This window comes from Variovorax sp. RCC_210, assembly GCF_041355175.1.
Lineage (GTDB): Bacteria > Pseudomonadota > Gammaproteobacteria > Burkholderiales > Burkholderiaceae_C > Variovorax.
The window spans coordinates 39754-53934 of record NZ_JBFUPJ010000025.1; the positions used below are offsets into that span (position 1 = coordinate 39754).

The following is a 14181-nucleotide window of genomic DNA, read 5'->3' on the forward strand; positions in this document are numbered from 1 at the left end:
CTCCAGTGATCGCCAACTTCTTCATCCAGCGGCCCGTCTTCGCCTGGGTCATCGCCATCCTCATCATGCTGGCCGGCGGCGTGGCCATTCGCACGCTGCCGGTGTCGCAGTACCCGGACATCGCGCCGCCCACCGTCGTCGTTTCCGCCAACTACCCGGGCGCCTCGGCGCAGGCGGTGGAAACCAGCGTCACGCAGCTGCTGGAGCAGCAGCTCAAGGGCATCGACGGGCTGATGTACTTCAAGTCGACCAGCAGCTCGGCGGGCTATGCCGAGATCAGCGTCACCTTCCGCCAGGGCGTGGACCCCGACACGGCCCAGGTGCAGGTGCAGAACAAGGTCGCGCAGGCCGCGAGCCGGCTGCCGCAGGCGGTGCAGCAGCAGGGCGTGACGGTGGCCAAGTCGCAGAACAACTTCCTGCTGATCGTGGCGCTGTACGACCAGACCGACCGCCGCACCGACACCGACGTGGCCGACTGGATGGCCAGCAACCTGCGCGACCCGGTGAGCCGGGTCGACGGCGTGGGCTCGGTGCAGGCCTTCGGCGCGGCGTATGCCATGCGCATCTGGCTCGACCCGCACCGCCTGGCCGGCTACCAGTTGATGCCCTCGGACGTCAGCGCCGCCGTCACCGCGCAGAACGCGCAGGTGTCGGTCGGAGAAATCGGCGCGCGGCCCTCGTCCGCGACGCAGCAGCTCAACGCCACCGTCACCGCGATGTCGCGGCTGCAGACGCCCGCGCAGTTCCGCGACATCGTGCTGAAGACGCAGGCCGACGGCGCCGTGGTGCGCCTGGGCGACGTGGCGCGCGTGGAAATGGGCAGCGAGTCTTACGCCGAGAGCACGCGGCTGAACGGCCACCCCGCGGCGGGCGCGGCGATCATGCTGGCGCCGGGCGCCAATGCGCTGACCACCGCCAACGCGGTGAAGGCGCGCATCGCCGAGATGGAACCTTCGCTGCCGGCCGGCCTGCGCGTGGCCTACGCGGAAGACACCACGCGCTTCGTGAAGATCTCCATCCGCTCGGTCGTCAAGACGCTGCTGGAGGCCATCGCGCTGGTGGTGGTCGTGATGTTTCTCTTTCTGCAGAACTGGCGCGCGACCGTGATCCCGGCGCTCACGGTGCCCGTGGTGCTGCTGGGCACCTTCGGCGTGCTGGCGGCCTTCGGCTATTCGATCAACGTGCTCACGCTGTTCGCCATGGTGCTGGCCATCGGGCTGCTGGTGGACGACGCCATCGTGGTGGTGGAGAACGTCGAGCGCGTGATGCACGAGGAAGGCCTGGGGCCCAGGGAAGCGACGGTCAAGTCGATGCAGGAAATTACCGGCGCGCTGGTCGGCATCGCGGTGGTGGTGTCGGCGGTGTTCCTGCCGATGACTTTCTTCGGCGGCTCGGTGGGCGTGATCTACCGGCAGTTCTCGGTGACCATCATCGCGTCGATGGCGCTGTCGGTGGTGGTGGCCATCGTGCTCATTCCGGCGCTGTGCGCGCGCTTCCTGAAGCCGGGCGTGCCGCCGCGCACGCGCGGGCTGCTGGGCGCCTTCAACCGCCGCTTCGACGCCGCGCAGGGCCGCTACGTGAGCTTGCTGGGGCGCATGCTGCGCAAGCCGCTGCGCTTCACCGCGCTCTACGCCGCCATCGTCGCGGGCATGGGCCTGCTCTACCTCGGGCTGCCCGGCGGCTTCCTGCCCGAGGAAGACCAGGGCAGCGTGATGGTGCAGGTCACGCTGCCGGCCGGCGCCACGCAGGGCCGCACCGACGCGGTGAACCTGGCCGTGGAAAAGCACTTTCTGCAAACCGAGCGCGACACCACCGACACCATCTTCACGCTCTCGGGCTGGAGCTACGCCGGCTCGGGGCAGCACACGGGCATGGCCTTCGTCTCGCTGAAGGACTGGTCCGAGCGCAAGGGCGCGGGCCAGAGCGCGCACGCCATCGTCGAGCGCGCAAGCAAGGCGTTGTCCAGGCAGCAGCGCGACGCCGAGGTCTACGGCATGGTGCCACCGCCCATCGAGGGGCTGGGCCAGTCCAACGGCTTCGAGTTCTGGCTGCAGGACACCTCCGGCATGGGGCCCGAGCGGCTGGTGCAGGCGCGCCAGGCGCTGGTGCGCGACGCCGCCAGGGACAAGCGCCTGCAGTCCGTGCGCGCCAACGCGATTGCCGACACGCCGCAGCTGCAGGTGGACATCGACCAGGTCAAGGCCTCCGCGCTGCGGCTGTCGCTGGACGACGTGAACACCACGCTGGGCATCGCCTGGGGCGGCAGCTACGTGAACGACTTCATCGACCGCGGCCGCGTGAAGCGCGTGTACGTGCAGGCCGACGCGCCCTACCGCTCGGCGCCCGAGGACATGGGGCAGTGGTCGGTGCGCGGCAGCACCGGCGCGATGACGCCGTTCTCGGCTTTCGCGACCACGCGCTGGGCGCAGGGCGCTTCGCAGCTCGAGCGCTACAACGGCCTGCCGGCGGTGCAGATCCAGGGCGCGGCCGCGCAGGGCACCAGCTCGGGCACGGCGATGGCGTCGGTCGAGGCCATCGCGAAGAAGCAGGCCGGCACCGGCCAAGCGTGGAGCGGGCTGTCTTACCAGGAGCGCCTGTCGGGCGGGCAGGCGCCGCTGCTGTTCGCGCTGTCGATCCTGGTGGTGTTCCTGTGCCTGGCTGCGCTGTACGAGAGCTGGTCGGTGCCGTTCTCGGTGATGCTGGTGATTCCGCTGGGCGTGCTGGGCGCGGTGATTGCGGCGTCGCTGCGCGGGCTGTCGAACGACATCTACTTCCAGGTCGGCCTGCTCGCGACCATCGGCCTGTCGGCGAAGAACGCGATCCTGATCATCGAGTTCGCCGAGGCCGCGCTGCGCCGCGGCGTGCCGCTGCTCGAGGCGGTGGCCGAAGGCGCGCGCCTGCGGCTGCGACCCATCCTGATGACCTCGCTCGCCTTCCTGGCCGGCGTGGTGCCGCTGGCGCTGGCCACGGGGGCGGGCTCGGCCAGCCAGATGGCCATCGGCACCGGCGTGTTCGGCGGGGTGCTGGCGGCGACGGCGCTGGGGATATTCTTCGTGCCGCTGTTCTACCTGGGGGTGAAGCGGATGGCGGGCCGGTGGGGCCGGCAACCGCCGGCGGCGCGGCAGCTCGACGCCTGACGGCGCGGGGCCTTGCGCTCAGCGCGGAGCCCCGTTGAATGCCAGCGCGAGCCCACCGAGCGTCAGCGCGATCCCGCTCAGGCCCGCGACAGAAGCGCAGACGGCAAGCCCCGCCAAGCCACGCGGCCGGTACGCCAGCAGCAGCGCGACCGACAACGCGCCGGCCGACAGAAAGCCAAGCCACGCGACAACGCCCACGCTCGCGCCCCATGCCGCCACGCAGCGCGCGATGGCGGCGGCCAGCAGCGCGACGCCGGCCACGCGCAGCAGCCACCGCGCGCGCACCGGCACATCGCGCTGGTTCGTCAGTTGTTCGTGGTGCCGGTCCATGGCGAAGCTGAGGCAGGCCATGCCCGCGAGCGCCAGCGCCAGGGCGATCAACGATGCATGCGCCGTCGTCATGTCGCAGCCTTTCGCAGATGGCGCCACCCACCGATGGCGGCGAGCCCGAAGGCCACCGCGCCCATTTCCACGCCGGCGCTTTCCCAGTCGCCGCGCAGCCACTGCGCCAGCAGGTGGTCGCCCGTGGTCAGCAGGTTGAGCGCCGGCAGCAGCAGGCACAGCGCAGCCAGCGCCGCGAGTTGCTCGCGCCAGGCCCGCGCGGGCTGGCGAACGAAGGCGTGCAGCAACGCCACCGCCCACAGCGCGAAGAACACCTGCAGTTCGCGGTCGGCACGATGCGCCAGCCCCACCGGCAACAGCCGGTTGGCCCACAGGTAGCCGACGCAGGCCAGGGCCAGTCCGGCGATGGCCGCGACGTTCAGCGCCTCCACCAGCCGATAGACCCGCGCGGTCTCGCCGCCGAATTCGCCCAGGTGCCTGTGCCGCCGCTTCACCATGAACAGCACCGCGCCGCTGCCCATCATGGCGGTGCCCGCGAGCCCGCACAAGAAGTACAGCCACTTCATGCCCCAGCCGCCGAAGCTCACCATGTGCAGCCCGCCCATGGCCGACTGCGCGAGCAGCACGCTGCCGCCATCGGCCTCGCCCGGCAGGCGCACGCGCTGCACCTCGCGGGTGGCGGCCGAGAACATGGCCATGCCGGTGGTGGCGCTGAGGCGGCGCAGCGCCTCGTCCTCCCCGTTCCAGCCGTAGACGCCCATGCGCGCGCCCGCGTCGCCCGGGTGGTCGATGACCACGGCGCGCACCGGCTGGCCCATCAGCTGCTGGCCGCGCGCGGCGAAGGCCTCGAGCGCGAGCGCGGGCATGGGCATGGCGCGGCCGGTGCGCTCGGGCTTGCCGCCATCGCCCAGTTCCGACGCGAACCGCGCCTGCGCCGCGTTGCCCGCGCCGTAGTGCAGCAACTTGCCGGCGGGCATGAAGGTGGTGCCCGAGATGACGAGGCCGGTGTAGGCGATCATGAATTGGAAAGGCAGCGTCAGCACCGCCACCGCGTTGTGCGCATCGAGCCAGCTGCGCTGGCCCTTCTTCGGCCGGAAGGTGAAGAAGTCCTTGAAGATGCGCTTGTGCGTGATCACGCCCGACACCAGCGCCACCAGCATCGCCATCGCGGCGATGCCCACGATCCACAGGCCGACGGTGCCGGCGTGCAGCTCGTAGTGAAAGTCGACGAAGTGGTGGCCGCCCAGCGTGGCGCGCGCTGCCTGGCCGGGCTTCTGCGCCACCGGCCGGCCGTCGGCCGGATCGAGCTCCGCCGACGCGTACTGGTTGTCGGCGTCGAACCAGTACACCTTGAGCTCGCCGCCGCCCTTCGCGTCGGAGGGCCACAGCTCCCACATGCGCGCGGTGGGATGGTGCTCGGCCATGTAGGCCATGCCCCAGGCCAGGCGCTGCGCGCGGTCGGCGGTGGGCGCGTTCGCCGACGCAGATTGCGCGGCGGCTTCCTCGGCATGGTGCTCGGGCGTCATCCAGTGCGTGATCGGCTCGTCGAACACCGCCAGCGTGCCGGTGAGGAACACCGCGAACAGCAGCCACGAAAACCACAGGCCGCACCAGGTGTGCAGCCAGGCCTGCGCCTGGCGAAAGCCGCCCTCCGTCCTGGTCGCCATCAGGCGCCCATCCCGCCCAGTGCCCCGCCCAGTGCCCAGCCGAGGCCGCCGAGCACCAGGGCCGGCAGCAGCAACCCCAGCCACACGCGCAGCAGCGGCACGGGCGAGAACGCCCAGATCACCGCCGCAGCGTAGGCCACGAAGCTCCATTGCATGCCCCCGACCACCGCCTCGGCGCGGCCGGCCGGCAGCACGGCCGCAAGAAAAACGGCCACAGACGCGGCCAGCGCATAGCCGCCAAGCACGGCGGCCGCGATGCGGGACAGGCGAAGCAGGCCCGGGGACAAGGAGGAGGAGTTCATCGTGCGCAAAAAAATGGGGCGCAAGAAAACGCGCCCCCTTCCCTGCATGACAAACGAGATCGCAAAAAGGGTCAGGCCGGGCGCCATAAACCGCCCGTTGCGACCGCCTTTTTTGTCAGAACTTGTAGCTCAGCGTGGCCACCGCGTTGCGCGGCGTGCCGAAGAAGGCCTGGCCGTCGATGTTGCTGTAGTACTTCTTGTTGAAGAGGTTTTCGATGTTCAGCTGCAGGGACAGCTTCGGCGAGAACGCGTAGCGCGCCATCAGGCTCACGACGGCGAAGGAGCCCTGCTGGTAGCGCAGGTCGACGTCGCCCACGGTGTACGGCGAGTACATGCGGTTCTGCCAGTTGACGCCGCCGCCCACGGTGAGCCGCTGCCAGCTGCCCGGCAGGCGGTAGGTGGTGAACAGCGTGGCCTGCGTGGTCGGCATGGTGGGGTTGATGCGCACGCCGTCGCCGTCGCGCCCCAGGGTGCGCGAGATGCCCGCGCTCAGTTGCCAGCCGGGCGCCAACTCGCCCGAGGCCTGCAGCTCGATGCCCTTGCTGACCACGCCGCGCGCGCCGTGGTAGGCGCCGTCGGTGGAGTTGGGCACCAGCCGCGTGCCGTCGCGCTGCGCCACGTTCTCCTGCTCGGCGCGGTACAGCGCCACCGAGGTGTTGAGCTTGCCGCCCAGGTGCTCGCCCTTCACGCCCACCTCGTAGCTCTTGCCGGTGACGGGGTCGAGGTAGTTGCCGCTGGCGTCGCGGTAGTTCTGCGGCTGGAAGATGTCGGTGTAGCTCGCGTACACCGAGTAGCTCTCGCTCAGGTCGTACACCAGCCCGGCGTAGGGCGTGAACACGTCGTGGCGGCGCGTGGCGCTGTCGTCGGCGGTCTGGCGGTTGGAGCGCCAGCTGTTCTGCCGGCCGCCCACGATGAGCTTGAGCGAGTCGGCCAGCGACAGCCGCGCCGCGCCGTAGTAGCCGGCCTGCCGCGTCTTGGTGACGGCCGAGACGTTCAGCGCGCCCCAGGTCGGCTCGGGGTACGCGCCGTTCCATTCGTAGAAGTTGCCCGTGGAAGGCAGCGCGCTGGTGCGCGGGTGGTTGGCCTCCGCGTAGCGCGACTGGCTGTTGGTCATGCCCACCACCAGCTCGTGCTTGCGGCCCAGCAGCTCGAAGGGGCCGGTGGCCTGCAGGTCGAGGCTGTTCTGGCGGAAGGCGTGCTCGAAGTAGCCGGGCAGCGAGCCCAGCCCGGTGCCGGTGAGCCGGTCGAGGTCGCCGTACAGGTACAACAGCTTGGCGTTCTGCTTGCTCTCGCGGTGCGAGGCGTTGACCTTGAGCTTCCAACCGTTGTCGAAGCGCTGCGTGAGGTTGGCAAAGCCCGTGGTGGTGGTCGTGTCCCAATGCGTCCAGGGCGTGCCGATGGTCTTGGAACTGTCCCAGCGCGTGGGGGTGCCGTCGCTGAAGGTCAGCGGCAGGCCGCCCCAGGTCGACGAGGTGGGCCGGTTGGCCTGCGAGTCGATGCCCACGCTCAGCGTGGTGTCGGGCGTGAGGTCGGCGTCGACCACGCCGTACAGCACGTGCCTGCGGCCGTGGTACATGTCGATGAAGGAGTCCTTGTCCTCCGTCATGCCGATGACGCGCGCGCGCACGCGGCCGTCTTCGCTCAGCGGGGCCTGCAGGTCGACGGTGGCGCGGCGCAGGTTCCACGAGCCCAGCGCCAGCGAGGCGCTGCCCGCGAACACCTTGCTGTCGGCGTGCTTGCGCACCAGGTTGACCGAGGCCGAGGGGTTGCCCGCGCCGGTCATCAGCCCGGTGGAGCCGCGCACCACCTCGATGCGGTCGTACAGCACCGGATCGTTGTTGGAGGCGCCGAAGAAGTCGGTGGTCACCGTGGTGGGCACGCCGTCGTACTGGTAGTTGTCCACGTAGAAGCCGCGCGAATACAGGTCGGTGCGGTCGCTGTCGGAGCTCACGGCGAACACGCCGGGCACGCTCTTCATGGCCTGGCCGAGCGACAGCAGGTTCTGGTCGTCGATCTGCTGGCGCGTGAGCACGGTGACCGACTGCGGCGTGTCGCGCAGCGACAGCGACAACCCGGTGGCCGCCGCCGTGGCGGGCGTGGTGTACGAGCCGGTGCCCTCGGTGGTGCCGCTGCGGTCGGCATCGGCCACCACGGTGACGGGCAGCAGCGTGTCGACGCCGGGTGGCGTGCCGGCTTGAGCACCTGCTTGCGCGCCGGGCTCGCGCCGGCTCAGCGTGTAGTTGCCGTCGGTGCGCGCCACCACCTGCAGGCCGCTGCCGGCGAGCAGGCGCTCGACGACTTCGCGCGCCGTGTAGCGGCCCGAGACGGCCGGGCTGCTGCGCCCTTGCGTCAGCGCGGGGTCGAACGACAGCGCGATGCCGCTGCCGACGGCGAAGCTCGCGAGCGTGCGGCCCAGCGGGCCGGCGGGAATGTCGTAGGCCTTGGCGGTGGGGGCGTCCAGCGACACCGCGTCAGCGGCGAAGGCAGGCAGCGCGGTGCCGGCCATGCCGACCGCACCGCCCAGGGCGAGCACCATCAAGGCATGGCGAAGGGCGGTGTTCAGGCGGCGCTCTGCGGGCGGGCGCAAGGCGGTCGGACGGGATGCGGACATTGGAAACGGGCCTTTCGGTTGGGCAAGGGTGAGGTCTTCACCTTCCTTGCCAGCCGAGACGAAAAAAAGTCTCACCCGTCGGTCGAAATATTTTTGGTGGTGCGCGATGCGGTACGTGATGCGGTACGTGATGCGGCGCCCGTTGCAGCGCCCGTGACCGCATCGGTCTCCACCCGCGGCACCAGCGTGACCCAGTAGCCGCGCAGCCGCGTCACCGCATCCACCGGGTAGGTCGACACCAGCATCTGCAGCACGCGGTCGGTGTCGTCGATGGGGAAGGCGCCCGAGATGCGCAGGTTGGCCACGGCCGCGTCGCACTGCAGCGCACCGGACCGGTAGCGCGACAGCTCGGCCGCAAAGTCGGCCAGCCGCATGCCGTCGGCCAGCAGCATGCCTTGCGCCCAGGCCACGCCGGCTTCGTCGGCGGGGGTGGCGGCGTCGATGGCGTCGGCCCTGAAGCGCGCCTGCTGGCCGGCGGGAAGCACGCGCGACGCGGCCCCGCGTGGCGCGATGCGCACCGCGCCTTCGAACACCGCGATGTGCGTGGCGCCGTCTTCCTTGCGCACGCTGAAGCGCGTGCCCAGCGCCTGCGCCGTGCCGCTGCCCGTCGCCACGCGAAACGGGCGATGCGCGGCGGCGGTGTCGGGCGCGGTGGTGACCAGGATTTCGCCCGCGTGCAGCACCACAAGGCGCTGCGCCGCGTCGAAGCGCACGTCGACCGCGCTCGCGGTGTTCAGCACCAGGCGGGTGCCGTCGGCCAGGCGCAGTTCGCGGCGCTCGCCGGTGGCGGTGCGGTGCTCGGCCGTCCAGCCGCGCTCGCTGGCCAGTTGCCAACCCAGCCAGCCGGCGGGAACGGCAGCGAGCAAGGCGGCGAGCCGGCCGATGGCCGCGCGGCGCCCACCAGCGCCAATGCCAGTGCCCGTGCCAGCGGGCCGCGCGAGCGACGGCATGGCCAACGCCGACGGCAGGCCGCCAAACTTGTTCATCAGCAACTCGGCGCGCGCCCAGGCACGCGCGTGGTCGGGGTGGCTCTGGCGCCAGCGCTCGCAGGCGCGGCGGTCGGCGTCGGTGGCGGCGCTGTCGTGCAGGCGCATGAGCCACTCGGCGGCCTCGTCGAGAACGTGCGGCGCAATCGGTGCAAGCGGCGCAGGCGACTGGGGCGCTGGCGGCGCGTGATGCACGGGCGCGTCGAAGGCCGCGGACTTGCCCGCGCTCATTCCATCACCGCCAGGCAGCCGCGAAAGCCCTGCTGCATGTAGCGCTTGACGCTCGCCAGGGACACGCCGAGCTCGCGCGCGATGTCCTCGTATTTCATGCCCTCGATCTGCGACAGCAGGAAGGCGCGGCGCGCCAGCGGCTTCAGCGCGTCGAGCATGGCGTCGATCTCGTGCAGCGTCTGCAGGATGAGCAGGCGCTGCTCGGGCGACGGCGCCTCGGGCTCGGGCATGACGGCCAGCGCCTCGAGGTAGGCGCGCTCCAGCGCCTGGCGCTGGTACCAGTTCACCAGGATGTTCTTCGCCACGCTCGTGAGGTAGGCGCGCGGCTGCGCGATGACCTCGGGGTTGCGCGCGGTGAGCAGGCGCGCGAAGGTGTCTTGCGCGAGGTCGGCCGCGTCGAAAGAGTTGCCGAGCTTCTTGCGCAACCACGACTGGAGCCAGCCGTGGTGGTCGCTATAGAGGGTGTGGACTTGCTGGAAGGCGGCTTCGGCGGACATCGTTCGGCAAGGGGCGAGCGGCGCGGCGGCCGGGCTGCCGCTCACAAATAAGAATTATTCTCATTGTAGACAAAAGTTGTCCGGCCTCCCCTGCCCTTCCACCGTCCGACGCCCTCGCCCGCTCAGAGCTTCGGCGTGTACTTCACCGTGAACATCACGTTGCGCGGGTCGCCGTAGTTGTTGTTGCCGTTGGTCTCGTTGAACGCCGGAATGTAGTAACGCTTGTCGAAGACGTTGTTGATGTTCACCGCCAGGCTCACCTCCGGCGTGGCCTGGTACGCGAGCCGCGCGCTCCACACCGTGAAGCCCGGCACCTTGAACGAGCGGTCGTAGCCCAGCGTGCCGGTCTGCACCGTGAAGCCGCCGCCCACGCTGAGCTTGCTCCACGCGCCCGGCAGCTGGTAGCTGCTCCAGACGCGCAGCATGTGCTTGGGCGTCCACTGGCTGAACACCTGGCCCTGGTTGTCCGGGTCTTCCAGGAACTTGGTGGTGTTGTAGGTGTAGCCGGCCGTGAGCTGCAGGCGCGGCGCGATCTCGCCGCTCACCTCGGCCTCGAAGCCTTCGCTGCGCACCTTGCCCGACGACTTGTAGCAATACCAGTCGTCGCAGGCGTAGCCGCTGTCGTAGTCGGTCACGGCGCGGTTGCGGTGGTCGTAGCGGAACAGGGCCAGCGAGGTGTTCAGCCGGCCGTCCATCAGCTCGCCCTTCAGGCCCAGCTCGTAGTTGCGCCCGGTGATGGGCTTCAGCGGCTCGCCGCCCTTGGCCAGTTCGGTTTGCGTCTCGAACACCTCGGTGACGCTGCCGTAGGCCGACCACTGCTTGTTTAGCGCATACACCAGGCCCACGTACGGCGTGATCTTGCCGTTGGTGGTGACGGTGCTGCGGGTGTTGCGCGTGTTGTCCGCGTAGAGGTAGTCGTACCAACTCGCGCGCGCCCCGACGATGGCCGTGAGCGGCTCCGCCAGCCTGGCGCGCCAGGTGCCGTACACGCCCGACTGGCTGATGTCGTAGTAGGTGAAGCTCTTGGTTCCGCCGGCCGCGATGATGGTCTGGTAGCTCTGCGCCGGGCGGTCGTGGTCGATGGCGAAGATGTTGCCGCCGTTGCTGAAGCGGCGCCCGAAGCGGTCGCTCGAGGTGAACTTGGCGTAGTTCGCGCCCACGGTCACGTCGTGCTCCATCGACAGCGCATTGAAGCGCCCGCGCAGGTACACGTCGAGCCCCGACTTCTTCGAGTCGAAGAGGTTGTCCCAGTCGGCGAAGCTCAGGCCGCTGCCGTCGGGCTGCACGTCGCCGTGCATGCGCTGGTGCTGCGAGGTGTTCTTCTCGTTCATGCCCAGCACCGAGGCCTTGAGCTTCCAGTTGTCGTTGAAGCGGTGCTCCAGGTCGGCGTACACCGTGGTCTGGTCGAGCGAGTGGCTGTTCCACAGGGCGCCGGTGTACACCGAGCGCGGCAGGCCGATGTCGGTGCCGTCCGGAAAGCGCGGAAAGCCGCGCAGCATCGGCCGGCCGCGGCCCTGCTGGTCGCTGATGCCGAAGCCCACCGTGGTGTCGGGCGACACGTCGTAGTCGATGGCCGCGTACAGCGAGCGCGTGTTGCCCCACACGAAGTCGGTGAACGAGTGGCTGCGGTCTTCGTCGATCACCACGCGCCCGCGCAGCGTACCTTCGGCGTTGAGCGGGCCGCCCGCGTCGAGTTGTGCACCGTAGTGGTCCCACGAGCCGACCTTGCCGGTGAGCGAGAGCGTCTTCTCGGCCTGGCCGCGCTTGCGCACCAGGTTCACCGCGCCGCCCGGGCTGCCCGTGCCCTGCAGCAGGCCGGCGGCGCCGCGCAGCACCTCGATCCGGTCGTAGAAGGCCAGGCCCTCGGTGGCCCAGTTGCCCAGCGAGTACCAGTTGCGCGGCACCGGCACGCCGTCGTACTGCCAGGCGTCGATCTGGAAGCCGCGCGACGACAGCACCGTGCCCGGCCCCACGCCCTTCACGCCCACCAGCCCGGTGACGGCGTTGGCCGCGTCGCGCAGGTCGATCAGGCCCTGGTCGTCCAGGCGCTGGCGCGTGACCACGCTGACCGACTGCGGAATGTCCTTCAACGCCTGCTCGCCCTTGCCCAGCGTGACGGCGCGCGCGGTGTACGAGCGCGTGCCTTCGGTGGTGGCGCTGCGCTCGGCCTCGGCCACCACGGTGACGGGCGCCAGCGTGGTGTTGCTGGCGCCGACATCGCCACCACCACCGCCCACGGTGGAAGGGCGCAGTGCATACGAGCCGCCCGCGCCACCCGCCGCCTCCAGGCCCGAGCCCGCCAGCAGGCGCGCGAAACCTTCGCGCACCGCATGGCTGCCCTGCAGGCCGGGCGACCTGCGGTTCTGCACCAGGGCCGACGGCATGGTGATGCTCACGCCCGCCGCGGCGGCGAAGCTGGAGAGCGCTTCGTCCAGCGGGCCGGGCGCGATGTTGTATGGCTTGCGCGCATCGGCTTGCGCGGCCGATGCATCCGCCGGCGCTGCCTGCGCAGCTGCATGGCCCGCGGCGCAGGCCATGGCCAGCAGCGCGCCGTGCACCGCGCGCGAGAGGTGGGAAGGAAAGGGAAGCGGTCGGCGACGGGCCATGAAGTGTTCTCTCGCAAAGAAGGTGAAGTTGCTGTTCCTCAAGGCTTCACACGCGAGAAAACGAAAAGGGACACGACAGCGCAAAAAAATTTCGACGCCCGCCTACAACGCAACGCAGCGCAGCGCTTCAGCCGCCGGGCGCCACCACCGTCACCCAGTAGCGGGTCCTGAAGAGCACGTCCACCGGCAAGGCCTGCGGCAGGCTGTCGAGCACGGGGCCGGTGTCGTCGAGCTGGAACACGCCCGACACGCGCAGCCCGGCCACCGCCGGGTCGCAGCGCAACACGCCCGGGCGGTAGCGGCCCAGCTCGGCAAGAAAGTCGTGCAGCCGCATGTTCTTCGCGCGCAGCACGCCGCGCGACCAGTCGTCGGCCTCGGGCCCGACCGGCTCGACCACGCCGACCGCGCTGGCGGAGAAGCCCGCCTGCTCGCCGGCGCGCAGCACCACGGCCACGCCGCGCGCGTCGCCGGGCCGCACCTCGACCGCGCCTTCGAGCACCGCGACATGGCTGCGCTTGTCTTCGTGCTGGCGCACCACGAAGCGCGTGCCCAGGGCGCGCAGCCGGCCCTGCGCGGTCTCGACCACGAACGGGCGGTAGGCCGGGTCGCCGGAGGCCACGCTGTCGGGCGCGGTGTCGACCAGGATCTCGCCCGCGCGCAGGCGCACCAGGCGCAGGGCGTCGTCGTAGGCCACGTCGATGGCCGTCGCGGTGTTCAGCCGGATGCGCGTGCCGTCCGGCAGGCGCACTTCGCGGCGCTCGCCAGTGGCGGTGCGGTGGTCGGCCAGCCATTCGCGCGCGGGCGAGGCACGCCACGCGAGCCAGCCCGCGGGCGCCGCGGTGAGCAGCACGGCCAGCGCCTTGACGGCGGTGCGGCGGTCAGCGCGCGTGGTGCGGCTGTCAGAGCGAACTGTTCGCCCCAGTGCCGGCATCGCGAGCCCGCCCGGCAGCATGCCGAACTTGCGGCTCACCTGCTCGGCGCGCTGCCACGCGGCCTCGTGCGACGGGTCGGCCTCGCGCCACCGCGTCCAGCGCGAGTGCTCGGCCGGCGTGGCCTCGCCCGACTGCATCAGGAAGAACCACTGCGCCGCCTGCAGGGCGACGTCCTTGTCCACCGCGGCGCTCATTCCACCAGCAGGATGCAGCGCGCCATCGCCTCGGCCATGTAGCGCTTCACCGTGCGTTCGCTGACCGACAGCTTCAGCGCGATCTCGGCATAGCCCAGCCCTTCGAGCTGCGCCATCAGGAAGGCCTGGCGCACCGGCGGCGCCAGGCCGTCGAGCATGGCGTCGATTTCCTGCAGCGTCTCGAGGATGAGCGCCTGCTGCTCCGGCGACGGTGCCAGCGGCTCGGGCATGGCGCCCAGCGCGTCGAGGTAGGCCTGCTCCAGCGAGCGCCGGCGGTACAGGTTGGCCAGCAGCCGCTTGGCGACCACCGTGAGGTAGGCGCGCGGCTCGCTCAACTGCCAGTCGCCCTGCTTCTCCGGCGTGTGGTCGGGCGCGGCCAGGATGCGCACGAAGGTGTCCTGCGCCAGGTCGACCGCGTCGAAGGCGTTGCCGAGCTTCTTGCGCAGCCAGCCCTGCAGCCAGCCGTGGTGGTCGCTGTAGAGCGCGTGGATGTGCGGATGGTGAAGGGCGGAATCGGCGGCCATTGGCAAACGGGTCGGGCGGATCGAACGGGTCGGCGGGGTCGGCCGGATCGCCGGCCACTACAAATAAGAACTGTTCTCATTTTAGAGGCATGAAACAAGCGGGCCCGGGCACGCGCTTCGCTAGCATTCGACGACCCTTCCGGACTCCTTCG

General features: G+C 70.5%; 10 protein-coding genes. 1 reads left to right on the plus strand and 9 read right to left on the minus strand.

Annotated features, from left to right (window positions below; translation table 11 throughout):
* The first annotated feature begins 5 nt into the window (after window positions 1-5).
* The gene (locus AB6807_RS38060) at window positions 6-3137 is read left to right on the plus strand and encodes an efflux RND transporter permease subunit (protein ID WP_371088633.1); all 3132 of its coding nucleotides are present in this window, start codon (window positions 6-8) and stop codon (window positions 3135-3137) included.
* Between the two features lie 18 nt (window positions 3138-3155).
* Here the strand turns inward: AB6807_RS38060 and AB6807_RS38065 are convergent, their stop codons facing one another.
* From AB6807_RS38065 to AB6807_RS38105, 9 genes are all read right to left on the minus strand, one after another.
* Window positions 3156-3539, minus strand: a complete 384-nt coding sequence (locus AB6807_RS38065) for a DUF3325 domain-containing protein (RefSeq protein ID WP_371088634.1) — start codon at window positions 3537-3539, stop codon at window positions 3156-3158.
* Window positions 3536-5146: a PepSY-associated TM helix domain-containing protein gene (locus AB6807_RS38070; RefSeq protein ID WP_371088635.1), complete on the minus strand. Its 1611-nt coding sequence runs from the start codon at window positions 5144-5146 to the stop codon at window positions 3536-3538. The genes AB6807_RS38065 and AB6807_RS38070 overlap by 4 nt, the downstream gene beginning before the upstream one ends.
* Window positions 5146-5448 (minus strand): hypothetical protein, encoded by a 303-nt coding sequence (locus AB6807_RS38075; protein WP_371088636.1) that lies wholly within the window; start codon window positions 5446-5448, stop codon window positions 5146-5148. The genes AB6807_RS38070 and AB6807_RS38075 overlap by 1 nt, the downstream gene beginning before the upstream one ends.
* A gap of 115 nt (window positions 5449-5563) precedes the next feature.
* Window positions 5564-8059, minus strand: a complete 2496-nt coding sequence (gene fhuE, locus AB6807_RS38080; RefSeq protein ID WP_371088637.1) for a ferric-rhodotorulic acid/ferric-coprogen receptor FhuE — start codon at window positions 8057-8059, stop codon at window positions 5564-5566.
* Between the two features lie 71 nt (window positions 8060-8130).
* On the minus strand, window positions 8131-9276 hold the full coding sequence (locus AB6807_RS38085; protein ID WP_371088638.1) for a FecR domain-containing protein: 1146 nt from the start codon (window positions 9274-9276) through the stop codon (window positions 8131-8133).
* Window positions 9273-9773: a sigma-70 family RNA polymerase sigma factor gene (locus AB6807_RS38090; RefSeq protein ID WP_116909225.1), complete on the minus strand. Its 501-nt coding sequence runs from the start codon at window positions 9771-9773 to the stop codon at window positions 9273-9275. Before AB6807_RS38090 ends, AB6807_RS38085 begins: the two co-directional genes overlap by 4 nt.
* A gap of 122 nt (window positions 9774-9895) precedes the next feature.
* Window positions 9896-12379, minus strand: a complete 2484-nt coding sequence (locus AB6807_RS38095; RefSeq protein ID WP_371088639.1) for a TonB-dependent siderophore receptor — start codon at window positions 12377-12379, stop codon at window positions 9896-9898.
* 127 nt (window positions 12380-12506) lie between these two features.
* Window positions 12507-13505: a FecR domain-containing protein gene (locus AB6807_RS38100; protein WP_371088640.1), complete on the minus strand. Its 999-nt coding sequence runs from the start codon at window positions 13503-13505 to the stop codon at window positions 12507-12509.
* The gene (locus AB6807_RS38105) at window positions 13502-14029 is read right to left on the minus strand and encodes a sigma-70 family RNA polymerase sigma factor (protein WP_371088641.1); all 528 of its coding nucleotides are present in this window, start codon (window positions 14027-14029) and stop codon (window positions 13502-13504) included. Before AB6807_RS38105 ends, AB6807_RS38100 begins: the two co-directional genes overlap by 4 nt.
* Between the last annotated feature and the right edge of the window lie 152 nt (window positions 14030-14181).

What these genes read in the sequence shown, in the direction of transcription:
- AB6807_RS38065 (WP_371088634.1), bottom strand. Translation starts at nt 3,539, where the DNA reads ATGACGACGGCGCATGCATCGTTGATCGCCCTGGCGCTGGCGCTCGCG.
- AB6807_RS38070 (WP_371088635.1), bottom strand. Translation starts at nt 5,146, where the DNA reads ATGGCGACCAGGACGGAGGGCGGCTTTCGCCAGGCGCAGGCCTGGCTG.
- AB6807_RS38075 (WP_371088636.1), bottom strand. Translation starts at nt 5,448, where the DNA reads ATGAACTCCTCCTCCTTGTCCCCGGGCCTGCTTCGCCTGTCCCGCATC.
- fhuE (WP_371088637.1), bottom strand. Translation starts at nt 8,059, where the DNA reads ATGTCCGCATCCCGTCCGACCGCCTTGCGCCCGCCCGCAGAGCGCCGC.
- AB6807_RS38085 (WP_371088638.1), bottom strand. Translation starts at nt 9,276, where the DNA reads ATGAGCGCGGGCAAGTCCGCGGCCTTCGACGCGCCCGTGCATCACGCG.
- AB6807_RS38090 (WP_116909225.1), bottom strand. Translation starts at nt 9,773, where the DNA reads ATGTCCGCCGAAGCCGCCTTCCAGCAAGTCCACACCCTCTATAGCGAC.
- AB6807_RS38095 (WP_371088639.1), bottom strand. Translation starts at nt 12,379, where the DNA reads ATGGCCCGTCGCCGACCGCTTCCCTTTCCTTCCCACCTCTCGCGCGCG.
- AB6807_RS38100 (WP_371088640.1), bottom strand. Translation starts at nt 13,505, where the DNA reads ATGAGCGCCGCGGTGGACAAGGACGTCGCCCTGCAGGCGGCGCAGTGG.
- AB6807_RS38105 (WP_371088641.1), bottom strand. Translation starts at nt 14,029, where the DNA reads ATGGCCGCCGATTCCGCCCTTCACCATCCGCACATCCACGCGCTCTAC.